Origin of the sequence: Methylobacterium sp. E-065, from assembly GCF_022829605.1 — a bacterium.
GTDB lineage: Bacteria > Pseudomonadota > Alphaproteobacteria > Rhizobiales > Beijerinckiaceae > Methylobacterium.
The window spans coordinates 158,029-182,433 of record NZ_JAKSYD010000128.1; the positions used below are offsets into that span (position 1 = coordinate 158,029).

Consider the following 24,405-nt stretch of genomic DNA (forward strand, 5'->3'; position numbering starts at 1 on the left):
CTTGCCCAATTTCGCACGTGCCTGTGGCCGCGTGTCGGTTGGTGGGCATCCGGTCAACTGCCGGACAGCCGCCAGGGGTCTTAAAGGATCGATGGTCGCAAGGGTGGATCCCTACGGCCGGCATCCAGGTGGCAACACCGGACCCCGACAACAACCGGCAGCCGGAGGCGAAACCGGCGAACCCCGCTCTCCACGGGGGACGCAGCTTAAAGCAACGACGAACGGGCTTTTTTGGTCTCGTCGGCCCTCCAAAGGCCGGCACCGAAGAGGCTTGTTTCATCTTTGCCCGGCGTGCGGTGGGGGTCCTCCCTTCCAATCCACGGCAGCTTCCGGGTGCTCTGCGCCCGCACCGACGCACGCGTCTCCAAAGCGCGTGGGCCGGAGCGACGCATCGCCCCCTGACGCCGACGGCCGGTCCTGGCCGTCATCTTCGACAGCGCGCCCCGCGTAAGGGCGCTCGCGAACCCGTGCCGGGAGACGACCATGACCGACCGCATCCGTGACTACCTGCGCGTGCGCCGCGACCTCGGTCAGGACGAGGGCCCCGTGATGGTCCTCGATCTCGATGTCGTGCGCGACAACTACACCGCCTTCGCGCGCTCCCTGCCGGACACGAGGGTGTTCTACGCCGTGAAGGCGAACCCGGCCCCCGAGGTGCTGCGCCTGCTCGCCGAGATGGGCTCCTGCTTCGACACCGCCTCGGTGGCCGAGATGGAGATGGTGCTGGCCGCCGGCGCCACCGCCGACCGGATCTCCTTCGGCAACACCATCAAGAAGGAGCGCTGCATCGGCCGCGCCCTCAAGCTCGGCATCCGCCTGTTCGCGGTGGATTGCCAAGCCGAGGTCGAGAAGATCGCCCGGGCCTCCGAGGCGCTGGGCGTGCCCACCGGCGCGGTGCGGGTGTTCTGCCGCATCCTGTGCGACGGCGCGGGCGCCGACTGGCCGCTCTCGCGCAAGTTCGGCTGCGTGCCCGAGATGGCCGCGGACGTGCTGGAGCACGCCCACCGCCAGGGGCTGGAGGCCTACGGCATCTCGTTCCATGTCGGCTCGCAGCAGGGCAACACCGAGGCCTGGGACGGGGCGCTCGGCTCCGCGGCGGCGATCTTCCACGAATGCGCCGAGCGCGGCATCGGCCTGTCGATGGTCAATCTCGGCGGTGGCTTCCCGACCCAGTACCTCAAGGCGGTGCCCGGGGTGGAGAGCTACGGCGAGGCGATCTTCCGCGGGCTCACCAAGCATTTCGGCAACCGGATCCCCGAGACGATCATCGAGCCGGGCCGCGGCATGGTCGGCAATGCCGGCCTGATCGAGGCTGAGGTCGTCTTGGTGTCCAAGAAGTCCGCGGATGCCGACGAGGTCCGATGGGTCTACCTCGACATCGGCAAGTTCGGTGGGCTGGCCGAGACCATGGACGAGGCGATCCGCTACCCGATCCGCACCGCGCGGGACGGGGAGGCGACCGAGCCCTGCGTCATCGCCGGGCCGACCTGCGACTCGGTGGACGTGCTCTACGAGCGTCAGCTCTACCCGCTGCCGATCTCCCTCTCGATCGGCGACAAGGTGCTGATCGAGGGCGCGGGCGCCTACACCACCACCTACGCGGCGGTGGCGTTCAACGGCTTCCCGCCTCTTCAGCAGATCGTGATCTGATTATTGCGGCCTGAGACTGGGTCCGTTTGAAGGGCCGTGACGTTGCTGCCCCTGCGAGCGAAATGAAGCAATCCGGTAACGCCAGGGCGATAACGCTCGCGCGGTCCTGGGTCACGTCGCTCCGTTCGTAACGGCGGCGCGGGCGACCGTGCCGAACGCTGACCTTCACCACCGCTTCGACCGAGGGCACCCGGCTCTCGGCCTCAAAAGATCGCTTCTCCCGCATGTCGGCCCGGGGAGGGCATTGTGATGATCGAGATCCGCGCGGAGCATCTCAACCACGTCCCGGCGCGCGAGCGCCTGCTCGACGCGTGCTTTCCCGGCAACCGCCGCGCCAAGACTTCTGAGCGCCTGCGCGAGGGCCGTCTGCCGGCGCGCGGACTCGCCTTCGCGGCGACCCGGGCCGGTCGCCTCGTCGGCACGCTGCGGCTGTGGCATGTCGAGACCGGCGACGCCCGCCCGGCGCTGCTGCTCGGTCCGCTCGCGGTCGATCCGGCGATCCAGGGCCAGGGGCTCGGCTCGGTGATGATGCAGGCGGCTCTGGGCCGGGCCGAATCGCTCGGCCACGGCGCCGTGCTGCTGGTCGGCGACGCGCCCTACTACGCCCGCTTCGGCTTCGACCGGGCGCTTGCGGACGGCCTGACCCTGCCCGGACCGTTCGAGCGCGCGCGTTTCCTCGGGCTGGAACTGCGTGCAGGCGCGCTGACGGGCGCCGAGGGGCTTGTCCGGGCGACCGGCGTGCTGTCGCCGGCCGATGCGGCGGCCAACGAGGCCCAGGTCGCGCGACGACACGCTGCCTGAGCGGAGTCATCTTTGACCCAGGGCACCGGGTTTCCAAAGGGTTGAAGCCCTTTGGCGGGGTCTGGGGGCGGAGCCCAGCAGTTCCAGGGCGCTGCCCTGGACCCGCGAAAGGTCGAGACCTTTCGAAACCAGGACTGGAGCTTCTAGCCTGAACGCAGCCCCGGCATGCACCCGATGGCGGCCGCGTCCACTGCGCTGGCCGGCCACATGCATTGCGCCGAACGGTCGCGATCCCGCATAGACGGTCCGCCGGCCTCCGGAGAAGGTTGCTCGACCGATGCAGATCGCCACGCCCTACCTGATGTTCCTGGGCGACGTGCCCGATACGCTGGCGGCCAAGACCGCCTACGGGATCAAGGATTGGCGCCCCGAATGGTGCGTCGGCCAAATGCGCCTGCCGGGCTGCGCCGCCGACCTCGGCATTCCCGACATGACCCTGCCCGAGGCCCTGGCGAAGGGCTGCCGCACCCTGGTGATCGGCGTCGTCAACGCCGGCGGCGTGCTGCCGGACCATTGGGTGAAGGAGATCGTCGCGGCGATCGAGGCGGGGCTCGATGTGGCGAGCGGCCTGCACGTGAAGCTCGGCGCGGTGCCGGCCATCGCGGAGGCCGCCGCGCGGCGCGGTCGCCAGCTCCACGATGTGCGCCACACCGACGAGCGCTTCCCCACCGGCAAGGGCACCAAGCGGGCGGGCCGGCGCCTGCTCACCGTCGGGACCGATTGCTCGGTGGGCAAGAAGTACACCGTGCTGGCCCTGGAGCGCGGGATGCGTGAGCGCGGCCTCGATGCCGATTTCTGCGCCACCGGCCAGACCGGCGTGTTCATATCCGGCAAAGGCGTCGCGATCGACGCCGTGGTGGCCGATTTCATCTCGGGCGCCGTCGAGTCGATCTCGCCCGAGGCCGACTCGAATCACTGGGACCTGCTCGAGGGCCAGGGCTCACTGTTCCACCCGTCCTTCGCGGGGGTGAGCCTCGGGCTTCTGCACGGCGCCCAGGCCGATGCCTTCGTGGTCTGCCACGAGCCGACCCGCACCACGATGCGCGGCGTGAAGCACCCGCTGCCGACGATCCAGCAGGTGATCGACCTCACCGTTCAGCTCGGCAGCCTGACCAACCCGGCGATCAAGCCGGTTGGCATCGCGATCAACACCCAGGCGCTCGGCGAAGCCGAGGCCCGGGCCTTCCTGGAGAAGGTCGGGGCAGAGCACGGCCTGCCCGCCACCGACCCGGTCCGGTTCGGCGTCGACGCGCTGGTCGATCGGATCGTCGCCGACTTCCCGGGAGCCTGACATGGCCCGCCGCCTGACCCTCGCCGTCGAGCGCTTCCCGATCGCGGGCGCCTTCACGATCTCCCGCGGCAGCCGCACCGAGATCGCCGTGGTGGTGGCGACCATCACGGACGCGAACGGGGTCGGGCGCGGCGAATGCGTGCCCTATCCGCGCTACGGCGAGAGCGTCGAGAGCGTCAGCGTCCTGATCGAGAGGCAGGCGGAGGCGATCGCGGCCGGGATCGGGCGCGACGCGTTGATGGCCCGCATGAAGGCGGGCGCGGCGCGCAATGCCCTCGACTGCGCGCTGTTCGACCTCGAAGCCAAGCTCCTGGGCCGCCCCGCCTGGGCCATCGCCGGGCTCGGCGAGCCCCGGCCGGCCATCACCGCCTACACGCTGAGCCTCGGCACGCCGGAGAGCATGGAAGAAGCCGCCCGCAAGGCGGCCCACCGGCCGCTGCTGAAGGTGAAGCTCGGCGGGGCGGGCGACCCGGAGCGCATCGCCGCCGTGCGGGCCGGGGCGCCGGAATCCCGGCTGATCGTCGACGCCAACGAGGCGTGGCGGCCGGAGACCATCGAGGCCAACCTCACCGCCTGCCTGAACGCCGGCGTCGCGCTGATCGAGCAGCCGCTTCCGGCCGATGCCGACGCCCTGCTCGCTGAGATCCCGCATCCGGTCCCGGTCTGCGCCGACGAAAGCCTGCACGACCGTGCCGGCCTCGACGCGCTGGCCGGTCGCTACGACGCGATCAACATCAAGCTCGACAAGACCGGCGGCCTGACCGAGGCGGTGCTGCTCGTTCAGGAGGCGAAGGCGCGGGGGCTCGCCATCATGGTCGGCTGCATGCTCGGCACCTCGCTCGGCATGGCGCCGGCGGCTCTCCTGGCGAACGACGCGGATTTCGTCGATCTCGACGGCCCGCTGCTGCTCGCCCGCGACCGTGATACGCCGCTACGCTACGAGGGGAGCCTGATGTATCCGCCCACGCCGGAGCTGTGGGGATAGGATTCGCCCCGCCTGTCACCTGCGGGGCGTCACAACCCGTTTGGGATTAGGTATACCAGAAGGCTTGCCTTCCGTCCGCCCGGCTGCCATCCATCGCGGATGCCAGTGTCGTCGTGAGTCAACGCGCCGTCCCCGGCAGCCCGATAACAGAACAGCAAGTCTCAATGCTGGGGAGGAACGACGTGGCCAAGAACATCCTGATCCTGGGGGCCTCCTACGGCTCGCTCCTGGGGACCAAGCTCCTGATGGCCGGTCACAACGTGACCCTGGTCTGCCGGCGCAAGACCGCCGACTTGATCAACCGCGAGGGCACCGAGGTCCGCATCAAGCTGCGCGACGAGAAGGAGCACCGGGCGATCTTCTCGCGCGACCTGCCCGGCAAGGTCGACGCGATGCCGCCGGAAGACGTCGACGTGTCGCGCTACGACCTTGTGGGCCTTGCCATGCAGGAGCCGCAATACAACAACCACACGATCCGTGTGCTGATGATCAAGATCGCGGCCGCAAGGCTGCCGTGCCTGTCGATCATGAACATGCCGCCGCTGCCCTACCTCAAGCGGATCCCGGGCCTGGCCGCCATGGATCTCGAGGACGCCTACACCAATGCCGGCGTGTGGGACCGGTTCGAGCCGGGCCTCGTGTCGCTGTGCTCGCCCGATCCGCAGGCCTTCCGGCCGCCTGAGGAGGAGGCCAACGTCCTCCATGTCGGGCTGCCGACGAACTTCAAGGCCGCGACCTTCACGGACGAGGCGCACAACACGCTGCTTCGGCAGCTGGAAGCCGACATCGACGCCGTGCGCCTCGACGGGCACGACGTGCCGGTGAAGCTCAAGGTGTTCGACTCGCTGTTCGTGCCGCTCGCCAAGTGGTCGATGCTGCTCACGGGCAATTACCGCTGCATCACGCCGGGCGAACCGCAATCGATCCATGATGCCGTGCATGGCGATCTGGCGCGCTCCCGGGCGATCTACGACCATGTCGACGGGATCGCCCGGAAGCTTGGCGCCGACCCGGCCGATCAGGTGCCGTTCGAGAAATACGCCAAGGCGGCCGAGAGCCTGCTCAAACCGTCTTCGGCGGCGCGGGCTGTGGCGAACGGTGCCCCCTATATCGAGCGGGTGGATCTGCTGGTGAAGCTGATCTCGCACCAGCTCGGTGAGCCCAGCGATGAGATCGACCGCACCGTCGCGACCGTCGATCGCAAGCTCGACGAGCGCATCATCGAGGGCTGACGCTCCCGCATCCCGAAGAGCACAGCGGAGCAAGCCGAGATCGTATAAAGCCTCGGTGTGCTTCGCTGCGCGCGTAAAGCCGGTTGGCCGGCCTCGGATCACTCCGCCAACTCCAAGAAGTGCCGGCCCTGGCGGTCGTCGATCTCGATGATCCAGAGGTCGGAATCGAACCGGATTTCCTTGGTCAGGCGCTCCTCCACGTCGAGCGGGGTGCCGCCGGTGACGAGGGCCGCGAAGCGGCGGTCACCGCTGTCCTCGGCCTCGAACAGGGCCTGCGGCGCTGGCCCGTAGAGATCGGCGCTGCCGTCGAGGCGATCGACCTTCACGAAGATTGCCCCCGCCTCCGCGGCCCCGCGCCGCCGCAGCACCGCCGGGATGCCTTCCACATCGAGACGGCGCAGATGGGCCGAAGCCCAGAAATCGGAACGCAGGCGCATGCGGTGGAGCCTCCCGGAAACGCGCCTGAGATGCGTGATCCGGCGCCTCCTGACAACGCACGGCTGCGGCGCGTCCGACACGGTGCACGCCCGTGCATCGCAAATAATCCTGAAATAAATTCAGAGTCTTTCAGGATTGAAGTTGGAGTTAATGCCGTGTGTAATCGCACATCCGCAGTATTTTTTGCTGATTAACTGAGAAAAAGACAAAAGGGGGAGCATCCTTCGACGATTTAAGGAGCAGTTTTATGCAGAGACGATCCTCGCGCCTCACGGTGATCGCCGCCTGCCTGTGCCTGCTGACTGCGTCGTCGCCTGTCCCCGCGCAGACCCTCATGGATCTGCTTGGACAGCGGGAGGCCGTCTCGTGCCCGCGCTACCAGCGGACCCCGCAGGATCGGTGCAACATCGTGGTTCACCGCCCGGGCGGCAATCCGACCCAGGACATGACCGGTTCGATCGGCCACGCGAAGTCGTGGCAGGGCAATGGCGGGCCGCACTGCAAGACGATCCGCCGCTTCACCGGCACGCAAGACTGAGCTGCGTGATCCACGCCTGCGTCGGAGCGCATCCGGCGCGGGGTTCCCGCGATGGCGTCTTGGAGCGCTCTCCGACCAAGTGGATAGCGGTTCGGCGCAAGAGAGCGCGTCACAACAAAAGCTTGGGGCCGCGACCGATTGCAAAGCGATCGGGCACGGCTCTAACCGTGGCTCGCCCGGGCCGTCAGTTCGCGCAGCGTTCGGCCCGTGGCCTCTCCGGTCACCGGCAGCTTGGCGCTGCGCTCGAACTTCTCGATCGCCGCCCGGGTGCCCGGACCCATGGCGCCGTCGGGCTTGATCGGATAGCCGAGCTTCGACAACGCCTTCTGCGCCCGGAGGACCGGATCGGACTCCGTCTCGGCCTTCTTGACGGGCTCCTTGGTGGCCGGCTTCGCAACCGGCTTGGCGGCCGTCCGGACCGGGGCCGCCTTCGGGGTCACCGATGCGGTCGTGTCGTCGGCGCGGATCAACTCGCCGATTGCGTCCCGAGCCGCCGGCTTGGCGGGAGATTTTTCCAGTTCGGAGCGGACCGGATCCCGCGCGATCTCCCGCACCGGCTCCCTGGTGGCCTCTCGGGCGACATCTCGGGCGGGCGGCGCGGCCTCGCGCGGGGCGGGGGCCTTCTGTGCGAGCTTGGGCAGGATCGGGGCCGGATGGCGGCCGGCTTGGTAGCCGAGGGCGTTGACGCAGATGAAACCGGCCGCGCCCAGGCCGACAAGGCTGCTGAGCACGGTGCCGGGGCTGTTCCGGCAGGTGCTGCCGGCCGCCCGCAGCGCGCCGACGAGGACGGAGCGCCAATCCCCCTGCACGGCGCTGCGCCGCGCGGCCGGGCGACGGGCCCGGGCGGCCTCGCCCGGTACGGTGATCTCGCGGTAGCCTGACATCGTGTCTCCTTCCGGGGGATCGTGTTCCGGGGGGATCTTGGGCTCAGCCGGTCCGACGCAGCGCCGAGCCCGGCCCGCTGCTCAGCGTGGGCCCCGGCTCAGCATCGAACAGGCCGAGCGGCAGGCGCACGACCCGGCGCGGCTGAGGCGCGCCCCGCACGGCTGTGCGGATTGGCACCGGGCCACAGGCGGTCTCCGGCGCGCGGCAGACCCGGGGCAGCGTCACGGTGACGACCGTACCGGACTGGGGGGCGCTCTCGATCCGCATCGCGCCGCCGTGGAGGCCAACGAGCCCCTGCACCACCGAGAGCCCGAGGCCGGTCCCCTCATGCTGGCGCTTGTAGTCGCCGCCCCCGGCCTGGAAGAACGGCGTGCCGAGCTTAGACAGATCCTCCGCGCCGATCCCGCAGCCCGTATCGGCGACGACGATGTCGAGACCCTCGACGCCGCGGCGCAGGGACAGGTCGACCCGCCCGCCGCGCGGGGTGAACTTCACGGCGTTCGAGACGAGGTTGATCAGGATCTGCCGGCAGGCGCCGGGATCGGCGGTGATCTCGACCGGGTCGGAAGCGGCGATCGCCAGGGTAACGCCCGCAGCCTCGGCCCGCAGGCGCATCAGATCGCAGCAGGACTGGAGCAGGCCCGCGATGTCGAACACCTCCGGCGCATAGTCGAAGTTGCCGCTCTGGATCCGGCTCATGTCGAGGAGTGTGTTGACGACGCCGAGCAGGTGGTGCCCGGAGGCGCCGATGATCCCGGCATAGTCCCGCGCCTGCTCGGCGCTGAGGCTGGGCGCACCTTCACCGGCCAGTACCTCGGAGAAGCCGATGATCGCGTTGAGCGGCGTGCGCAGCTCGTGGGTGACGTTGGCCAGGAACCGGCCCTTGATGGCGTCGGCCCGCTCCGCCTCGGCACGGGCGCGCTCCAGCTCCTCGGCGTAGCGGTGGTGCTCGGTCATGTCGCGGGTCACCGCAACCACCGCGGTGGCGGCGTCGTGGGGGCCATGCGCGATCCGGTGGGCGCGCATCTCGGCGTGGATCAGGCGAGCGCCATCGGGCCGCCCGGCCTCGACATGCAGGCGCAGCGGCAGGGTCGCGGGACGCCCGGTCGCGGCGACATCGCTCACAGCCTGGAGGAAGGCCGGCCGGTCGGCCACGTGGACCCGCTCCAGGAAGCCGTGGCCGTGCAGGCGGGCCGGTTCGCTGCCGAGCAGCCGGGTCGCCGACACGGAGGCGTCCACGACGCGGCCGTTGCGGTCGTGCCAGGTCACGAGATCGTCGATCGCCGAGAGCAGCAGCCGGTCCCGGGCCTCGTTATCGCGCAGCCGCTCGCGCCACGCGCCCTCGTTGCGCTCGTGCTCCAGGGCCTGGGCGGCGACATGGCCGATCGCCGTGAGCGCGAAGGCCGGCAGGGCGAGGCCGGCGGAGATGTCCATGACCGGCAGGGCGATCGCGAGCGCGTCGAGACCGGCCAATGCCAGCACGCCGAGGACCGCCATGGCGGCCGCCGCCAGTGTCGCGCGCAGCGATCCCGAGATCAGCGCCTCCACGGGGATCGCCACCAGCCAGACCGCCGCCGGGGACGCGACGCCCCCCGTGACGCTCGACAGCGCCACCACGATCCCGGTCAGGCCCGCCGCCGAGACCGCGTGGGCGAGCCAGAGCGATCCCGTCCGGACGAGCAGCACGGCGGCGAAGACCGGCAGCAGCAGGCTCGCGATCGCCAGAACCTCGATGCCCGACGGCACGCCGCGCCACAGCAGGTAGGGCGGCAGCCCGACCATCATCACGGCGCCGGTGGCGAGGCGCGACACCAGGAAGCGCTGATGGCGGCACCGGGTGGCGACATCATCGGCCGCGGAGGCGTGAACCAGCCCCGCGAGACGGTCGTCGATCAACGAAGTCAGGACTTTTTTAATAGGCAAGGCTGGCACACGCCGCGATGTATGCGTTTCCGCATCCCTCGCGCCTCCGGTTCGACTTTCGAACAACTTCCGAACGGTCGCAGAGACGGCTTAAACGAGTGTTGCGCGTGGGCTTAGAAAGGTCAGGATGCTTTCCGCGAGGTAACCAAGCGCATTCGGATAAGCTTCGTTCACCATCGCGCGCGAAAGCCCGGGCTGGTTGAGGCCCGGTTCACGAAACCTGTCGAAAGCTCGCGACCGCGCATCGTCACGGATGGCGACAGCCAGCACGCGCGTCGATGCGGTTCACACTGAGCGGAGACGACGAACCATGACCGTCCTGCTGCGCGCCGCGCTGGTGATCGGCGTGCTCTCGTATCTCGCGCTGATGCGTGGCGGCGCTGATCCGGCCGCGGAGGCCCGCAAGCTCACGGGGCGGCTGCCGAGTGCCTCGGCGGCGTTGCCGGCGGCCCTCGAGGCCGTCCCCGCCGAGACCCGCGAGCGGGCCGCCCGGGCGGTGCTCGCCCGCGGCCTGATGGCGGAGCTGAGCCGCCGAGCCGGCGAGCCTCAAGCCGCCGCGGATACGCCCTCGACCGATACCCTGGAGGCAGCCGACCGGCAGCCCGCGTGGCGGGGGATCGAGCCCCGCTGAGGGCGATCCGTCAGCCCACGTCCGCCTTGGTTGCCGGGCGGGTGCGGGCCGGCAGGTTCGTGCGCGACGCGACGGCGCTCTGGCGCAGCTTGGCTTCCGGGCCGTGGACCGGCTGATGCGTTTCGCTGCGCCCGCGCTCGGTGAGCGGCCGGTCGAGGATCGCAGCCACGAGGTCCCGCGCCGCCGGGCGGCTCACCGTGCGGAACAGGCGGACGAGGTCGGCCACGCGCTCGGCCGAGCGCGCCACCCCCTGGTTGAGGGTGAGGAAGATGTAGACCGCCTCCTCCTCGTGCAGCCCGGCCGCGCGCAGGCCGAGGGTGAGGAGGTCGTAGCGGGCACCCGGATCGGCGACCAGGGCGAGGAAACCGGGGGGCAGGCCGAGCCCGTCCGCGAGCGCGGCCACGAAGGCCGCAACGTCGTGCGCGGCCGAGAGCCGGGTCAGGGACGCGCCGAGGTCGCGGGGCGGGGGCGGGCAGGGGCGCAGGGCGGCGGTCGCCTCCACGCTCTTGCCGATCACGGCGCGGCGCATCGGGTCGGCGTGCAGGTAGAGGGGCACGAGGTCGGCCGCGGAAACGTCGGGGCGGACCAGGAGCAACCGGGCGAGGTCGGCATCGCTGCGGCCGCGGCCGACCAGCCGGGCAAGCGTCGCGCCGCGCAGGGTGATGCCGAGATTGGCGGCGAGCGCCCGGTCGATCTCGGGGCGGCCCTCGCGGGACAGTTCGTCCGCCGCCTCGCGGCTGAGCCCGGCCCGGGCGGCGATCCGATCGGCAATGTCGAAGCCGTCGGCCAGCGCCGCGTCGATCAGGCCGCGGCTCAGCGAGGGCGCCAATTCCACAACAGCGTCGCGGGCACCGCCGCCGCGCAGCGCCAGCGCCTCCAGGACCGCCGGCGGCGTCTCGGGGCAGGGGGCGAGCTTCCGGGCGACCGCCCGGGCGGTCTCCTCGTCCACCGTGGGGATCAGACCGCAGGCGAGAGATTCGAAGATCTCGGTTGCGGCCCGATCGTGGCCCGGCGCGCGGACGAACAGATCGGTCTGCACCCGCAGGATCACGGGCTTGAGATCGAGATTCTCGATGCGCGAGAGTTCGAGGAGCCCGGACAGGTCCGGCGGAGCATCGACGGATGAGGGCATGGACGATCGGTTTACGCAGGACTGCAGTAAGCTCACGCTAACCGCATCGACGTGAATCGACCTTTAAGACGCTCCCCGCGGGACCGTGCCGTCCTGCATCATCGCGCGCCGGCGTTGTTTGTCCGCCGGGGTCAGTGCGTCAGCCAGAGGCCGCCGCCGAGTGCCATTGCCGCGAAGACGATGAAGCCGACGAAAGCCGGGACGACCCAGGGCTGCCGCTGATGCACGTAGCCGGCCTTCGACCGCTCGGACGGGGCCCGCTCGTTCTGGCGCGCGATCCGGACCTCCTGGGATGACGGCGGCGTTCCGCCCGCTTCCTCGCAGGTCCCGAGCGGCGCTGCCCCGATATCCACGTGGGGGGTCTTGTCGCCGGTGCGGCCGCTGTCGATGTCGCCCTTGAGCTGCGCGGAGGTCGGCGCGTTCGAATCCGGCGGGGCAACGGCGTGCAGGTTGCCGGGCGGCGGGGGGGTCTCGGATCGCAGGGACATGAACGGGGCTCCAGCTTGATTCAATCAACGCCTGGGAACGCCGTCGGCTGCGGTCAGGATGTCGCGGGCTTCAAGGCTCGCCGGATCCGCGCCTGAGCAACGGGCGCTCGTAGAGCTCCGACCCCCCGGCAAAACCGGCTGCGGCGCAGAAGGCGTGCAGGGTCGGCTGTTCCGGTCCGACGCGCAGGCGCAGACGGTCGCAGCCGGCCTGGCGCGCCGCCCGCCCGGCCGCCTTGAGCAGCACGCGCCCGATGCCGCGGCGCCGGGATTCGGCGGCCACGACGAGCGTCGTGATCAGGCCGAACGGGCGGGGCGCATCGAGGGTGTGGGTGGGGGTGAGGGCGATGAGGCCGCTCGGCGGACCCCATTCGACGGCGACGAGAACGGTGCCGCCCGCCCGCTGCAGGCTTTCGAGCCGGGCCGCGAGATCCGCTGCGCCGACCGGTTCCCCGGTCTCGCTCAGGAGCGCCGCCAGGCCGGCCGCGTCCGAGCCCGCGGCTGCCCGGATCTCCAGCCCGTACCGATTGCCCAAACGCGACTCCTGAACGATCGCCCCTCAGACCCGGCGCCAGCCCGGCTGCGACGGGTCGACCAGCCGGTAGTTCACCGGCGCCACGCCGCATATGGCGATGACCGCCGGCTCCGTCCCGTCGCGGACCACGCCGTCGTAGTGCGGCGTCCCCGCCACCCGGCGGACGAAGCTGCCGGCCTTCACGGGCACGCAGGCGGCGGGGTCGAAATCCGCGCCGCTGTTGCACCACCACGTGCCCGACAGGACCATACAAAACCGGTCCGAGGTGTAGGTGTGCGGCGCGCTCATGTAGCCTGGCCACCAGCGGATCAGGGTGTAGTACAGACCGGTGCCGTTGAGATCGCCGGTGAGATTGCACCGATCGACGCTGCGCTCCGGGTAATCCTTCGAAGGCACCCACGGCAGCGCCTCCGGCGCGCGGATGATGGTCTGTTCCGGGTTGAGGGGCGAGGCCTCAGCCGCGTTCGCCAGGAGCAGCGGGAGCGTGCCGAGCAGCGAGGCCGCCAGCAAATCGCGCCGGCTCGCTTCCAGCCGGGTTTGCGTGTCCGTCATCGCGGGGTCCCATCCCTGTCGCGGCCGGTTTGCACGGCGGCTTGCGCTCCAGCAACGCCGACGACCCGGTTTGTCTCCCGGGCCGGGGCCGCGCGACGTTTCAAACGGGCGGACCTATCAGGGGTGTGGCCAGGATCGCCCGCGCTCGGGCGTGCATCGCACACTGTAGCCGGCGCCGCTCTCCGACCCAGATACAGAGGATCGAGGTTTAAATCGGCGGGGACACGCGATGGCGGATCGGCTGCGGGATCAATCCCCGGACAAGCAAGGCACCGGCAATCCGCCGGATGCGGCGCCACTTCGGCAGCAGGATCGCGGGATTGGGCAGGATCGAGGATCCGACGACGACGCCCTGAAGGCCGGATCCGCGCCCTCGGAGCGCCAGAAGGCCAAGACTGAGATTGCCGCCGGCGAAGTGGCCGACGATCTCGCCGATTTCGCCTGACGGACCCGCCCCGCGGGGCATGCACCGTCGGGCTTGAGCGCCCGGGCCGCCCCGCCGAACCGTCATGCGGCTCGGTAGGGCGGCCGGATGCCTGCCCTCAGGCGGTTTCCTTGGCCTTGCGCGGCTTGCTGGCGCGCTTCGGCTTCTCGGCGACTTCCTCGACCGGCTCCTCGACCGCCACGGACTTGCGGCGCTGCTGGCCGAGGCCCAGGCTGCGGGCGAGCTCGGAGCGCTGCGCCGAATAGCTCGCGGCCGTCGACGGATAATCCCGCGGCAGACCGAAGCGCTCGCGATACTGCTCGATCGTCAGGCCGTTGCGCGAAAGATGGCGCTTGAGGGTCTTGTACGGCTTGCCGTCGATGAAAGAGACCAGCGCATCCGGGGTCACCGACTTGCGGATCTGGGCCGGCGTGGGCTTGTCGGCCGCCTCGGTGACGGCCGCCGTGGGGGCGGACAGCTTTGCCAGAGCGGCATGGACGCCGGCCAGCAGACCGGGCAGCTCGCTGATCGGCACGGAATTGTTCGAGACATACGCCGAGACGATGTCCGAGGCCTGCTCGATAAAGGTCTGCTGCTGTTCAGGGGCGTTGTCGTCCATCGATGATTCCCTCTATGTGGTGGTGGTGAGACGGTTCTAACGTCTCTGCAGCAAAATCAAGTCGTCGTCGAGGATTTCCATACACAAGCGGCCGCCCGTTAACACGCATATTATTCAACCGGCCGGTCCAGCTGAAATCGTTGCCGGAGAAACCCGATTGGTCGGATGGCCGGTTTCACGAGTTCCAGACACCGCCGCCGTGCCGATGGGCGTCCGATCGGTGACAAGCCGGTCGCTTGGTTTGCGAAGATCGGTTGCCGGTCTGATGAGACCGGTGAAACCTCACGGCCCGTCCTGTGGCGCTCTCATTGTGTACGCCGGGCGATAAGGAAGATCTGATGGGAGCCCCGGCGAGACCGCAACGCGGGTAGCGGGCAGGCCGGGAACAGGATGGTTGCCCACGGCAGCCGGAGCGCCGGGCTACGGCCACCTCGAGTCCGGTGCTGTGCGAGAACAGCCTTGGGGCTTGAGCCGCCCTGCGCCATAAAGAGGTCTGTCGGAGGAAGCCGGGACGGTGGGCGTGGATCAGGACTCGGAGCCCGGCACCGTCTTCGGAGCTCACATTCCGTTCGTGCAGTTCTGCGGGATTGAGGCGCTGGACGTGTGCGAGGGGCGGACGCGGCTGCGGCTCGTTCTGCGCCCGGAGCATGCCAACAATCTCGGCATCGCCCACGGCGGCGTGCTCTGCACCCTGCTCGATGTCGCCCTCGGCACGGCGGCGCGCCTCAGCGTCGGGCGGCCCGTGGTGACCCTCGACATGCAGACCCGGTTCCTGAATCCCGGGCGCGGCGTCCTGCTCGCGGAGGGGCGCGTGACCCGGGCCGGGCGCGACGTGATCTTCTGCGAGGCCGAGATCCGCGATGCCGAAGGTTTGGTGGTGGCAAGTGCCACCGGTCTGCTCAAGCCTGTAGGCCAGCCAGCCGCGGGGTAGAATTAATCGCGACCCTCGCAGCCAGGGCTTTAGTCTAGCCTCGCCTCTTTGATCGTCAAGATAAACTGGCTCTTCATTCTCCTTGATTGACGAATGTCGATGAAAGGCATGCCTCACTCGAGAGTAGATGGGGCGCTCCGGTCTACAAATCCGAATACACTGTGTGCGCGGCGGTCCCGGTGAAATCATCTTCGACACCCAGGCCTTTCATAGACTCGACATCGACAGCGATCTCACCTTCCATGACCATGCGTAGGAATTCCTGCGGCCCCTTCAGCGGCATTTCGGTCAGGAGCAGTTCAGGCCCGTAGAGGGTCAGCGTCTCGGTAACGTACCGTTCCGCGCCGTCGTGCATCTCGGCCAGGAGGGCGAGATCGGCGGCACGACGCCTGTCCGCCTTAAAGACCGGCTCGACCCGGTCGCCGACGGAGTAGTCCACCACCTGACCATGGGCGGCCGTCAGGAACGCTTCGACGGCGAGCGAGTATTTCAGGGCTGGCATTGGTGATGTCCACGGTTTGGCATTCTCGCTGATGCAGCCGAAGGCAAAACCGCCAGCCTCTTCGACCGCGTTCGCGCTGTCGAAAGCCGCCATGTAGAATCCGATCAGCGGCCGCCCCAGTGTCGCCTGCATCATCTTCTGGATGGTAGCGGAATAGCCGACATCGACGACGCCGAAGGTCTTGTCCTTGGTGAGGCCCTCTTGGTGCGCGTAGGCGAGGAAGCGCTGTCGCACTCCTGCTGCATGTTCGCCGATTTCCGGCGCCAGCCGGTTTATCACCCGCTCGATGACGGCGGCGTCCTCGTTTAGCTTGACCTCGAACCGGTCGAGTCCGAGATGGCTTGGGGCGACGAAGCCGGTCCGATGGCGTAGCAGAGCCGACAGATCGCCCGCGTAGATTCCGGTGGTTGTTAGCCAGGCGGGCCGAAACTCGGTCGCAAGTGCGGCCGCGATGGCCACCTGTCGCGAGACATGGAAATAGCGGCCCTCCGGCAGATGGTGCAGACCAAACCGGTCCCGGATCAGGCGATAGATCCGAACCAGGAAGTCACCCTCGCGGGCCAGGAAATACAGTCGTCCGATGTGGCGGAGGGCCTCGTGCCTGATCAGCCAGGACATGAAGAGCAGCGTCAGCGGCCCGAAGACCGTGTAGCCAACGTCGCTGGCCGAGCCGAGCGAGAGGTACGGCGGCTTGCTGCGGTCGAGGTATGGGGTGCACGCGAGCTTGAGCATGGCATGGCCGATTGCGAGGTCGGCGGCCCATGTCCGTTCCAGATCGCCCGGGTCGCGCGCAAAGCCGCTCTGCGCAATGATTTTGGCCGGGTGCGCCATGTGCAGGAAGCGGATGCCCCGATCGCAGGCCGCCTGGACATCGGAGTGCTCGTTGTCGCCGACATGAAGCCATCCCGCGCGCGCGACGCCTTCCGACGCCTCGACGTGGCTCCAGAGGTCGCCCCGGTCCTTGCGGGCGCCGACGGTATTCGACACGTAGATCCGCGCAAACAGCGTGGCGAGGCCGAAACGGTGCAGGATGCCGAGGATGTCGGCCTCCTCGTAGTAGGTGTCCGTCATCAGGACGATGCGCTTGCCGAGCACGTGCGCGGCTTTGAGGAGATCGATCACCTCCGTGCGGGGTACGAGGCAGCCGAGGTCGATCTGTCGTTCGAGGTCGTACGCGCGCGCGATGACATGGGCTGGAATCGTCCCCGTGGCCCGCAGTTCCTCGTAGATTTCGGAGAGGTCGACGTCGCCCTGATGGCGCTTGCGACCGCGGATCCGGTTCTCGGCGGCACGGCGCTCCTCGAACAGCGGAACAGGCGTGCCCTCCTCGCGGGCGATGCGGTATTCGACGAGCTTCAACACCGCGTCCGGGCGCCGCGCTGGGCGGCACACGAGGGTGTCGAACAGGTCGAACGAGACGAGATCGACACCCTCCAGCGCCGCGCGCGCGCCATCCGGCGAATGGCTCGCATACTGGCGCCAGTTGCGAGAACTGCTGCCGTGGCGGACGAGGCCGCGGTCGTAGTCGAAGCAGACGGTGTTGTAGCCCTGCGCGCGGCATACAAGTGGGATGGCGCGCTCGATCGCGTGGGCGAGCGTGCCGTCGGTTTGACCGCGCTCAGCCGGGAAATCCTGAAGGGTCAGGCCCGCCGTCAGGAGCGGGCGCAGGGCATCGACCCGCGCCCAAAACATGCCCCCGACCGGATAGTCGAGGTACTCGTCAAATCCGTCGTAGCGGAGTCCGAGGCGCTCGAGCAGGGCACGGCCCGAGCCGCCATTCGCGAGCCACGTATGAGCCCAGTAGGGCATATGCCCGCTGGTCTCCGGAAAGAAGAGGCCGAGCTTGGTGTCGTCGTTGAGCAGGGATAACGCAAGGTGGGCGCAAGCTGAGTTGGCGAAAAGAGCCCGATAGATGTTATCGCGCCAGCGCGTCTGCTCGCTGCCGCTATAGAGCGATTTCTTGGTGTGGATGTGAAGGACGTAATCGTGCTGGAGGATCTCCTGCGCGAAGGTGCTGACAAAGGCTCCGAAGTTGCGGCCGCGGTTCTCCACCACCGCCACGCGGATAGGGCGCCCGAGGCCCGCGCGGGTGGCGGCGGCCTCGATGGCCAGCTTCTTCTCGATCTGATCCGTGGACACCAGAAGGTCGAACTTGGGAATCGCCTTTGCGAGGCGTGGGACAAGATCCTCGAAGATGTCGACGTAGAAGGCGTGGACGACGACGGCGATCCGGGCGCTCACCCTTTCGCGCAGGATGATGGGGCCGACCTCGATCCGGTGGCCTCTGGTGTCGCGAGTCCGGGCGAGACAGATCTGCCGCATCTCGGCACGACCGCTGTCGAGGTAGTGCAGCAGCGGATTGACGGAGAACGGCACGAGATCGGGATTGCGCTCAAGGTAGCGCGGGCCATCGAACAGGGGGCCCGGGCTCAGGCCGAGGGCTGAACCCTCTTGGAGGTAGTGGTGGGCGGCGTCCCGTTCCAGGGGGAGGTCGGGGGCCTGGGTCCTGCGGTACCAGTCGGTGTCAAACAGGTCGGATCCCGTCACCTGCGCGACCGCAGCCGGCTCCACGGCCGGGCGGATCGGGCGGTCCTCGGCTTGGCCGCAGGTGATGTAGTGCAGCAGCGGGTTCAGCCCGGCTGCCGCGACGTCGGGATTGTCGGCGAGGTACAGGGGGCCGTCGAACAACGGACCGGGGCTCAGGCCGAGGGCCACACCCTTCTGCAGGTAGTGGTGAGCGGCGTCTTGCTCCTCGGGAAGGCCGGGGGCCTGGGTGCTCCGGTACCAGTCGGCGTCGAACAAGTACGATTCCGCCACCTGCGCGACTGCAGCCGCGTCGACGAGCGGGAAGATCGGCCGGTCCTCGGCTTGGCCATAGTCGATGTAGTGCAGCAGCGGGTTCAGCCCGGCTTCCGCGACGTCGGGATTGTCGGCGAGGTACAGGGGGCCGTCGAACAGCGGACCCGGGCTCAGGCCGAGGGCCGCGCCCTGCTGCAGGTAGTGGTGAGCGGCGTCTCGGTCGGAGGGAAGGTCGGGGGCCTGGGTGCTCCGGTACCAGTCGGCGTCGAACAGGCGCGACCCCGCCACCCGCGCGGCGGCGGCCGGTTCGATCACCCGGCCGGCCCGATATCCGTTCGCGCGCTCTCTCGAACGATGATGCGCCTGAGGTGCCGAATGGAGCACCTCCGCATCGTGTTCGCGCTCGCAGCGGTCCTGCAAAGTCGGACCGATTCCGTTCTGGCGGAGCATGTTGACGCTTCTGATTGGCTCAGCGGAAAAGATGTTCGCGTTTAAATGGTGTCACGCCAAGCCATCTTACGCAGCTGTATCCTCAAGGACCATAGAAAAACCTGCGCGGTAACCATCGAATTTTTCGCACTTGAACCTAAGCGTGTTTTATCTTACTTTGCACTCGAAAATTATATTCGGATTATCGACGAAGTATTGCATGCGGCCTGCAAAATATTTTCTATTTTTTAATAAAAAGCAGGATAGGGCGAACGTAAATGACTAAAAAACCGGAAACAGAAGTCAATTTTGACGAAGGGCAGCTGGAATTGCCCGGAGATAGATTTCATGATGAGTTTCGTGGTCAGATACAGAAAGATATAATGCACCGCTATATTTATGCAGAACGGTTTGTGGAGAAAAAGATAGTGCTCGATGTCGCGTGCGGAGAAGGCTACGGCAGCTCTCTCCTCGGCGCGCGAGCGCGCTCCGTGCTTGGTATCGACATCGATCCCGCCACCGTCGCACACGCCGAACGGCGCTACGCCTCGGATCGGGTCAGGTTTCAAGTTGGAGACATCGCGTGTCTGCCGGTTGCCGATGCCTCGGTCGACATCGCGATCTGCTTCGAGACGATCGAGCACGTCGCCGATCAGCCCGGCGCCGTGGCCGAACTGCGCCGGGTGCTCAAGCCTGACGGAATCCTCGTGATCTCGACGCCGAACATCGCGGTGCGGAACGGTGCCCGGCCTGAGGGCAATCCGTTCCACACGCATGAGCTGACGGGCCCGGAGTTCGTTTCTCTGCTCGAGCGGCAGTTCCCGACGGTCCGATTCCTTGTTCAGCACAACATCCACGGATCTGTGATCCTGCCTGGCGCTGCGTCCTCCGGCGCGGACGCCCATCTGGCGAAGGCCCTCGGGGGCCACTCAGTCTCCAGCGGCGACGCGATGGCAGTCCGCTCCTACATCGCCATCGCGACCGGTGCCGATGACATCAAGCCGGTCACGAGTCTCTACGACGACAGCCAGGAGCTCGAACACGAGCGCGAGGAGTTTCGCGACGCTGTGGCCACGATGCATGCTTACGCGGAGGATCTCAAACGCGAGCGGGCAAAGACGGTGGCGTTGGAAGCCGAGCTCCGCAGCGTCACAAAAGCAGGGGCAGGCGATGAACAACCACTCAGAACGCTCACGGTAGCGAATGAGATCCTCAAGATACAGGTCGAGCACCTTCGTGCGAAGTTGAAGTCTCTCGGCGTGCAGGATCTGCGCGACTTGAGGTGAGCGAAGCGCGTAGGCCCATTCTCGAACCGGGCCGGTTCTCGCTGACCTCTCACGTCGACGACCCGTGGCAGCCCGCCGGGTCGCGTCGGCGCTGCGGGTGCGGGTGATGCGCCGGTCCGGTCACGACTGAATTGACGGCGGCCCGGCGGGGTGGGAAAGCCTCGGCCATGACGATGCCGGATGATGCGCGCGCAGCCCTGGCTGCACCTCCCGCCGAGGCCGATGTCACGGCCATGAAATCCGAAGCCGCCGCGTGGTTCGAAACCCTGCGCGACCGCATCCTCGCGGCGCTTGAGGCGCTGGAGGCCGAGGCCGAGGGGCCGTTCCACCCGGACGCGCCCGACGGGCCGGGCACCTTCGTGAAGACGCCCTGGAACCGCACCGACCATACCGGGCGGCCCGGCGGCGGCGGCGTGATGTCGATGCTCAAGGGCCGCGTGTTCGAGAAGGCCGGCGTCCACATCTCGACGGTGCACGGCGAGTTCGCGCCGGAGTTCCGAGCCCAGATGCCCGGGGCGTCCGAGGACCCGCGCTTCTTCGCCACCGGCATCTCGCTGATCGCCCATCCCTGGAATCCGCATGCGCCGACGGTGCACATGAACACCCGCTTCGTCGCAACGACGCGGGCGTGGTTCGGCGGCGGGGCCGATCTCACCCCCGTGCTCGACCGGCGCCGCACTCAGGAGGATCCGGACAGCCACCACTTCCACGCCTGCCTGGAGCGGGCCTGCGCGGCGCACGGCGTCGATTACCCACGCTACAAAGCGTGGTGCGAGGAATACTTCCAGCTCAAGCACCGGAACGAGCCGCGCGGCATTGGCGGGATCTTTTATGACTACCGCTGGACCGGCAACCCGCAGGCCGATCTCGCCTTCACCCGCGATGTGGGACAGGCCTTCCTGGAGGCCTATCCGAAGATCGTCCGCGACAATCTCGGCACGGCCTGGACCGAGGCCGACCGGTTCGAGCAACAGGTGCGGCGCGGGCGCTACGTCGAGTTCAATCTGCTCTACGATCGGGGCACGATCTTCGGCCTGAAGACCGGCGGCAACGTCGCCTCGATTCTGTCGTCGATGCCGCCCACCGTGCGCTGGCCGTGATGGGGCTGTCATGAGCGCGGGGCTGCCCTCGGCCTATGCCCCCCAGCAGGACGCGGCGCTCAAGGCGATCGCCGCGTGGCGGCGCGACGGCGGATCCCAGGTCTTCCGGCTGTTCGGCTATGCGGGAACCGGCAAGACCACGCTCGCCCGGCGGATCGCCGAGGATGTGGACGGCACGGTGGTGTACGGCGCCTTCACCGGCAAGGCCGCCTCGGTGATGCGTCAGAAGGGCTGCTACGACGCCGCCACGATCCATTCGCTGATCTACCGCACCAAGGAGGCGGAGGAGGGCGGCCCGACCTTCACGCTGAACCGCTCGGGCCTCGCCGCCAAGGCGGACCTGATCATCATCGACGAATGCTCGATGGTCGATTCCGATCTCGGCAACGACCTCCTGTCGTTCGAGCGGCCGGTGCTGGTGCTCGGCGATCCGGCGCAATTGCCGCCGGTGCGCGGCGGCGGCTTCTTCACCGAGGCCGAGCCAGACGTGATGCTGACCGAGGTCCACCGGCAGGCCAAGGACGATCCGATCGTGCGTATGGCGATGACCATCCGCGAGGGCGGACGGCTGGAACTCGGCACCTTCGGGCAGAGCCGGGTGGTCTCACGCCGCGCCCTCGACCCGGCCGAGGTCCTCGAATGCGATCAGGTTCTGGTCGGGCTCAACAAGACGCGCCGGCTCTACAATGGCCGCCTGCGGGAACTCGCCGGCCACACCGACCTGATGCCGGCGATCGGCGAGAAGCTGGTCTGCCTGCGCAACGATCGGGTGAAGGGCCTGCTCAACGGCTCGACCTGGACGGTGCAGGCCCTGCGTGCGCCGCCGCGGCCGGACCTGATCCGCCTCGACGTGGTGCCCGAGGACGATCCGGGCCTGCGCCGGAAGCCCACCGACATCAAGGTGCTGCGGGCGATGATCTCGGGCTCGGACGAGGAGATCCCGTTGTTCCTGCGCCGGGAGACCGACGAGTTCACCTACGGCTACGCACTGACGGTGCACAAGGCGCAGGGCTCCCAATGGGACCGGGTGACGCTCTTCGACGAATCCTACGCCTTCCGCGAGCACCGGGCGCGCTGGCTCTATACCGGCCTCACCCGCGCCGCGCAGGCGATCACCGTGGTGGTCTGAGCTTCCGTATCTGTGCATCCGGGTCGCGCCGCCACGGCCCGGAGCGCGACCGGGCTCGGGACGCGCTGACGCCCGATTCGTACCGGACCACCGCGGCAACCTCCGAAGCGCGACCGGACGCGGCGACAGCTGCGATCCCGTGTTCGAGGATCTTCGGCGCGGCGGAGGAGATCATTCTGGGTCTCTTGGCTTGCCCTGCCGCGGCAACCCCGTTATGACCCGCCTCGGCTATTCCCGAGCGCCCGCCTCCGAGCTATTGGCGGTGGTCGACTTGGTAAGGTCAGAGCGACGGTTCTCGTAACGGTGCTGCCTGCATCACCTGTCCGAGATCGCTGCTGGAGAGGTGGCAGAGCGGTTGAATGCACCGCACTCGAAATGCGGCATGCCTGCAAGGGCATCGGGGGTTCGAATCCCCCCCTCTCCGCCAGTTGACTGTTATAAGCCATTGTTTTGATTTGAAAAATCGGCCTCAACGAGGCCGCAGCCCCACTTTATAGCCCACATTTTCAAGCGGCTTGGACCGGCTCGTTTTGGACGTTGCCGGACAATGAAGCCTCGCGCGCGCGACGGCTGACGCCCCAACTCGATAGCGGCAGCCGCTTTGGAGTAGGGTTGGAAATGACCGCACCGAACCTGCCGCCGCTCGATGCTACCGTTCTCCCCGCAGGCATCCGTTCGCGCTCCGTCGAGAGCGCGAACGGCTTGCGAATGCATCTGCTGGAGGCCGGGCACGAAGATCCCGGCCGACCCTGCCTGCTGCTGCTGCACGGCTTTCCAGAGCTGGCCTATTCCTGGCGCAAGGTGATGCCCGCCTTCGCCAAGGCCGGCTACCACGTCGTGGCCCCGGATCTGCGCGGCTATGGGCGCACCGCCGCGGGGCCGGTCGCCTACGAAGCCGACCTCGCGCCCTTCCGCATGCATAACCTGCTCCTCGACCTGCTCTGCCTGATCGCGGCGCTGGGGCGCGAGCGGGTCGTGGCGGTGATCGGACACGATTTCGGTTCGTGGGTGGCGGGCTACTGCGCTCTGGCCCGGCCCGACGTGTTCGAATCGGTCGTCCTGATGAGCGCGCCGTTTGCGGGGGCACCCACCCTCGACACCCTAGCAGAGAGTCTGCGCCCGCCTGCGCAGGATCCGATCCACGCCGCTCTGGCCGGGCTGCCGCGCCCGCGCGAGCACTACCACCACTACTTCGCCTCCCCAGCCGCGGCGCCCGACATGGACGGCAGTCCGACACAGGTCGCTGCGTTCCTGCGCGCCTACTTCCATCACAAGAGCGCAGACTGGCCGGGCAACGCGCCGTATTCGCTGGCCGGCTGGACGGCCGAGGTGCTGGCCGAGATACCCACCTACTACATCATGGACTTCGGCCGAAGCATGCCCGCGACGGTGGCGCCCGAAGTGCCGGAGGACGGTGGTGCCGGCTGCGCTTGGCTCACTGACCGGGAACTCGCCGTCTACGCGACTGAGTACGCACGGACTGGCTTTCAGGGGCCGCTGCAGGGCTATCGCTGCCGCATGGATGGGAGTCTCGCGCGCGACCTTGGGCGCTTTGCGGGACGACACATCGATGTGCCGGCGCTTTTCGTCGCCGGACGCAGCGACTGGGGTCCGTTTCAGGCCCCCGGTGCGCTGGAGCGCATGGGCGCGTGGGCCGGCACCCAGTTTCACGGCTGCCATTTCGTTGAGGATGCTGGCCATTGGGTGCAGCAGGAGCAGTCGCAGGCTGTCACGGACCTGATCCTCGCGTTCCTCCGTCACTCCGCGGCGGACACAGGGCACCTGACCTAATCGGAAGCGAGGTCTCTGCCCGTCGCTCTCGCGGTCCGCCAACCCGGCTGAGGCGTTACCTATTCGACTGCGCTTAGCGGGAGGCTGAGATGCTGGATCGGTTGAGGTCTCAGAGCGCTTCCCGCATCTCGCACACAATTCCATCAGGTCCGTCGTGAGCTTCTTCCCAGACCTTAAGAGCGCCTAACAGAACGGCACCGAGCTTGGTTTTCAGCGTTGGTTTGGCATGGCCAGACTGCTTCTCCCCGATGATCTCTGGGATGAGATCGCGCCGCTCCTCCCGCCGCCTCGGCCGCGTCCGAAGGGCGGGCGTCGTC

At 68.2% G+C, this 24,405-nt stretch carries 22 protein-coding genes, 1 tRNA gene and 1 pseudogene; 15 read left to right on the plus strand and 9 right to left on the minus strand.

Annotated features, from left to right (window positions below):
* The first annotated feature begins 483 nt into the window (after window positions 1-483).
* The 5 genes from MKK84_RS18255 to MKK84_RS18275 all read left to right on the plus strand — a co-directional run bounded on the left by MKK84_RS18255 (window position 484) and on the right by MKK84_RS18275 (window position 5,959).
* Entirely contained in the window at window positions 484-1,650 is a 1,167-nt protein-coding gene (locus MKK84_RS18255) for a type III PLP-dependent enzyme (protein WP_243922165.1), read from the plus strand.
* A 249-nt stretch (window positions 1,651-1,899) separates the two neighbouring features.
* Window positions 1,900-2,451: a GNAT family N-acetyltransferase gene (locus tag MKK84_RS18260; protein WP_243922167.1), complete on the plus strand. Its 552-nt coding sequence runs from the start codon at window positions 1,900-1,902 to the stop codon at window positions 2,449-2,451.
* Between the two features lie 277 nt (window positions 2,452-2,728).
* On the plus strand, window positions 2,729-3,742 hold the full coding sequence (dgcN, locus tag MKK84_RS18265) for an N-acetyltransferase DgcN (protein WP_243922169.1): 1,014 nt from the start codon (window positions 2,729-2,731) through the stop codon (window positions 3,740-3,742).
* A 1-nt stretch (window position 3,743) separates the two neighbouring features.
* Window positions 3,744-4,727 (plus strand): N-acetyl-D-Glu racemase DgcA, encoded by a 984-nt coding sequence (dgcA, locus tag MKK84_RS18270; protein WP_243922171.1) that lies wholly within the window; start codon window positions 3,744-3,746, stop codon window positions 4,725-4,727.
* Window positions 4,728-4,909: 182 nt separating this feature from the next.
* Window positions 4,910-5,959, plus strand: a complete 1,050-nt coding sequence (locus MKK84_RS18275; RefSeq protein ID WP_243922173.1) for a ketopantoate reductase family protein — start codon at window positions 4,910-4,912, stop codon at window positions 5,957-5,959.
* A gap of 98 nt (window positions 5,960-6,057) precedes the next feature.
* Here MKK84_RS18275 and MKK84_RS18280 read toward each other — a convergent pair whose 3' ends face one another.
* A complete protein-coding gene (locus MKK84_RS18280; protein ID WP_243922175.1) occupies window positions 6,058-6,396 on the minus strand; it encodes a DUF1491 family protein in 339 nt (112 codons plus the stop codon).
* A gap of 248 nt (window positions 6,397-6,644) precedes the next feature.
* Here MKK84_RS18280 and MKK84_RS18285 point away from each other — a divergent pair, with 248 nt between their 5' ends.
* Entirely contained in the window at window positions 6,645-6,935 is a 291-nt protein-coding gene (locus MKK84_RS18285; protein ID WP_243922177.1) for a hypothetical protein, read from the plus strand.
* Window positions 6,936-7,096: 161 nt separating this feature from the next.
* On the opposite strand, the gene MKK84_RS18290 is transcribed toward MKK84_RS18285, so the two are convergent.
* On the minus strand, window positions 7,097-7,819 hold the full coding sequence (locus MKK84_RS18290; RefSeq protein ID WP_243922179.1) for a peptidoglycan-binding domain-containing protein: 723 nt from the start codon (window positions 7,817-7,819) through the stop codon (window positions 7,097-7,099).
* Between the two features lie 43 nt (window positions 7,820-7,862).
* Window positions 7,863-9,752, minus strand: coding sequence for a PAS domain-containing sensor histidine kinase (locus tag MKK84_RS18295; protein ID WP_243922182.1), 1,890 nt, complete (start codon window positions 9,750-9,752; stop codon window positions 7,863-7,865).
* A gap of 301 nt (window positions 9,753-10,053) precedes the next feature.
* Here MKK84_RS18295 and MKK84_RS18300 point away from each other — a divergent pair, with 301 nt between their 5' ends.
* Window positions 10,054-10,374 (plus strand): hypothetical protein, encoded by a 321-nt coding sequence (locus MKK84_RS18300; protein ID WP_243922184.1) that lies wholly within the window; start codon window positions 10,054-10,056, stop codon window positions 10,372-10,374.
* A gap of 10 nt (window positions 10,375-10,384) precedes the next feature.
* Here the strand turns inward: MKK84_RS18300 and MKK84_RS18305 are convergent, their stop codons facing one another.
* The 4 genes from MKK84_RS18305 to MKK84_RS18320 form a co-directional block, all read right to left on the minus strand.
* A complete protein-coding gene (locus tag MKK84_RS18305) occupies window positions 10,385-11,506 on the minus strand; it encodes a DUF2336 domain-containing protein (protein WP_243922186.1) in 1,122 nt (373 codons plus the stop codon).
* Window positions 11,507-11,637: 131 nt separating this feature from the next.
* Window positions 11,638-11,994, minus strand: a complete 357-nt coding sequence (locus MKK84_RS18310) for a hypothetical protein (RefSeq protein WP_243922188.1) — start codon at window positions 11,992-11,994, stop codon at window positions 11,638-11,640.
* 70 nt (window positions 11,995-12,064) lie between these two features.
* Window positions 12,065-12,526: a GNAT family N-acetyltransferase gene (locus MKK84_RS18315; RefSeq protein ID WP_243922190.1), complete on the minus strand. Its 462-nt coding sequence runs from the start codon at window positions 12,524-12,526 to the stop codon at window positions 12,065-12,067.
* Between the two features lie 24 nt (window positions 12,527-12,550).
* A complete protein-coding gene (locus MKK84_RS18320; protein ID WP_243922192.1) occupies window positions 12,551-13,078 on the minus strand; it encodes a hypothetical protein in 528 nt (175 codons plus the stop codon).
* A gap of 229 nt (window positions 13,079-13,307) precedes the next feature.
* Between MKK84_RS18320 and MKK84_RS18325 the strand changes: the two genes are divergently transcribed.
* On the plus strand, window positions 13,308-13,523 hold the full coding sequence (locus MKK84_RS18325; RefSeq protein WP_243922194.1) for a hypothetical protein: 216 nt from the start codon (window positions 13,308-13,310) through the stop codon (window positions 13,521-13,523).
* A 97-nt stretch (window positions 13,524-13,620) separates the two neighbouring features.
* On the opposite strand, the gene MKK84_RS18330 is transcribed toward MKK84_RS18325, so the two are convergent.
* Window positions 13,621-14,121: a MucR family transcriptional regulator gene (locus MKK84_RS18330; protein WP_243922196.1), complete on the minus strand. Its 501-nt coding sequence runs from the start codon at window positions 14,119-14,121 to the stop codon at window positions 13,621-13,623.
* Window positions 14,122-14,641: 520 nt separating this feature from the next.
* Here MKK84_RS18330 and MKK84_RS18335 point away from each other — a divergent pair.
* Complete coding sequence (locus MKK84_RS18335) at window positions 14,642-15,052, plus strand: PaaI family thioesterase (protein WP_243922197.1); 411 nt, start codon at window positions 14,642-14,644, stop codon at window positions 15,050-15,052.
* Between the two features lie 142 nt (window positions 15,053-15,194).
* Here the strand turns inward: MKK84_RS18335 and MKK84_RS18340 are convergent, their stop codons facing one another.
* Window positions 15,195-18,668, minus strand: a complete 3,474-nt coding sequence (locus MKK84_RS18340; protein ID WP_243922199.1) for a rhamnan synthesis F family protein — start codon at window positions 18,666-18,668, stop codon at window positions 15,195-15,197.
* Window positions 18,669-19,060: 392 nt separating this feature from the next.
* Between MKK84_RS18340 and MKK84_RS18345 the strand changes: the two genes are divergently transcribed.
* The 6 genes and pseudogenes from MKK84_RS18345 to MKK84_RS18370 form a co-directional block, all read left to right on the plus strand.
* Window positions 19,061-20,068 (plus strand): class I SAM-dependent methyltransferase, encoded by a 1,008-nt coding sequence (locus tag MKK84_RS18345; RefSeq protein WP_243922201.1) that lies wholly within the window; start codon window positions 19,061-19,063, stop codon window positions 20,066-20,068.
* A 167-nt stretch (window positions 20,069-20,235) separates the two neighbouring features.
* Entirely contained in the window at window positions 20,236-21,168 is a 933-nt protein-coding gene (gene hemF / locus MKK84_RS18350; protein WP_243922203.1) for an oxygen-dependent coproporphyrinogen oxidase, read from the plus strand.
* Between the two features lie 10 nt (window positions 21,169-21,178).
* Complete coding sequence (locus MKK84_RS18355) at window positions 21,179-22,297, plus strand: ATP-dependent RecD-like DNA helicase (protein ID WP_243922205.1); 1,119 nt, start codon at window positions 21,179-21,181, stop codon at window positions 22,295-22,297.
* Window positions 22,298-22,634: 337 nt separating this feature from the next.
* Window positions 22,635-22,724 (plus strand) — tRNA-Ser (locus MKK84_RS18360).
* A gap of 191 nt (window positions 22,725-22,915) precedes the next feature.
* Window positions 22,916-24,088, plus strand: coding sequence for an alpha/beta hydrolase (locus MKK84_RS18365; RefSeq protein WP_243922207.1), 1,173 nt, complete (start codon window positions 22,916-22,918; stop codon window positions 24,086-24,088).
* Between the two features lie 226 nt (window positions 24,089-24,314).
* Window positions 24,315-24,405: pseudogene (locus tag MKK84_RS18370) on the plus strand (IS5/IS1182 family transposase); the annotation flags it as partial.

Excerpts from the sequence above, each read along its gene's own strand:
- MKK84_RS18280 (WP_243922175.1), bottom strand. The coding sequence starts at position 6,396 with ATGCGCCTGCGTTCCGATTTCTGGGCTTCGGCCCATCTGCGCCGTCTC.
- dgcA (WP_243922171.1), top strand. The coding sequence starts at position 3,744 with ATGGCCCGCCGCCTGACCCTCGCCGTCGAGCGCTTCCCGATCGCGGGC.
- MKK84_RS18255 (WP_243922165.1), top strand. The coding sequence starts at position 484 with ATGACCGACCGCATCCGTGACTACCTGCGCGTGCGCCGCGACCTCGGT.
- hemF (WP_243922203.1), top strand. The coding sequence starts at position 20,236 with ATGACGATGCCGGATGATGCGCGCGCAGCCCTGGCTGCACCTCCCGCC.
- MKK84_RS18320 (WP_243922192.1), bottom strand. The coding sequence starts at position 13,078 with ATGACGGACACGCAAACCCGGCTGGAAGCGAGCCGGCGCGATTTGCTG.
- MKK84_RS18310 (WP_243922188.1), bottom strand. The coding sequence starts at position 11,994 with ATGTCCCTGCGATCCGAGACCCCCCCGCCGCCCGGCAACCTGCACGCC.
- MKK84_RS18290 (WP_243922179.1), bottom strand. The coding sequence starts at position 7,819 with ATGTCAGGCTACCGCGAGATCACCGTACCGGGCGAGGCCGCCCGGGCC.
- MKK84_RS18345 (WP_243922201.1), top strand. The coding sequence starts at position 19,061 with ATGACTAAAAAACCGGAAACAGAAGTCAATTTTGACGAAGGGCAGCTG.
- MKK84_RS18365 (WP_243922207.1), top strand. The coding sequence starts at position 22,916 with ATGACCGCACCGAACCTGCCGCCGCTCGATGCTACCGTTCTCCCCGCA.
- MKK84_RS18305 (WP_243922186.1), bottom strand. The coding sequence starts at position 11,506 with ATGCCCTCATCCGTCGATGCTCCGCCGGACCTGTCCGGGCTCCTCGAA.
- MKK84_RS18285 (WP_243922177.1), top strand. The coding sequence starts at position 6,645 with ATGCAGAGACGATCCTCGCGCCTCACGGTGATCGCCGCCTGCCTGTGC.
- MKK84_RS18300 (WP_243922184.1), top strand. The coding sequence starts at position 10,054 with ATGACCGTCCTGCTGCGCGCCGCGCTGGTGATCGGCGTGCTCTCGTAT.
- dgcN (WP_243922169.1), top strand. The coding sequence starts at position 2,729 with ATGCAGATCGCCACGCCCTACCTGATGTTCCTGGGCGACGTGCCCGAT.
- MKK84_RS18260 (WP_243922167.1), top strand. The coding sequence starts at position 1,900 with ATGATCGAGATCCGCGCGGAGCATCTCAACCACGTCCCGGCGCGCGAG.
- MKK84_RS18355 (WP_243922205.1), top strand. The coding sequence starts at position 21,179 with ATGAGCGCGGGGCTGCCCTCGGCCTATGCCCCCCAGCAGGACGCGGCG.
- MKK84_RS18330 (WP_243922196.1), bottom strand. The coding sequence starts at position 14,121 with ATGGACGACAACGCCCCTGAACAGCAGCAGACCTTTATCGAGCAGGCC.
- MKK84_RS18325 (WP_243922194.1), top strand. The coding sequence starts at position 13,308 with ATGGCGGATCGGCTGCGGGATCAATCCCCGGACAAGCAAGGCACCGGC.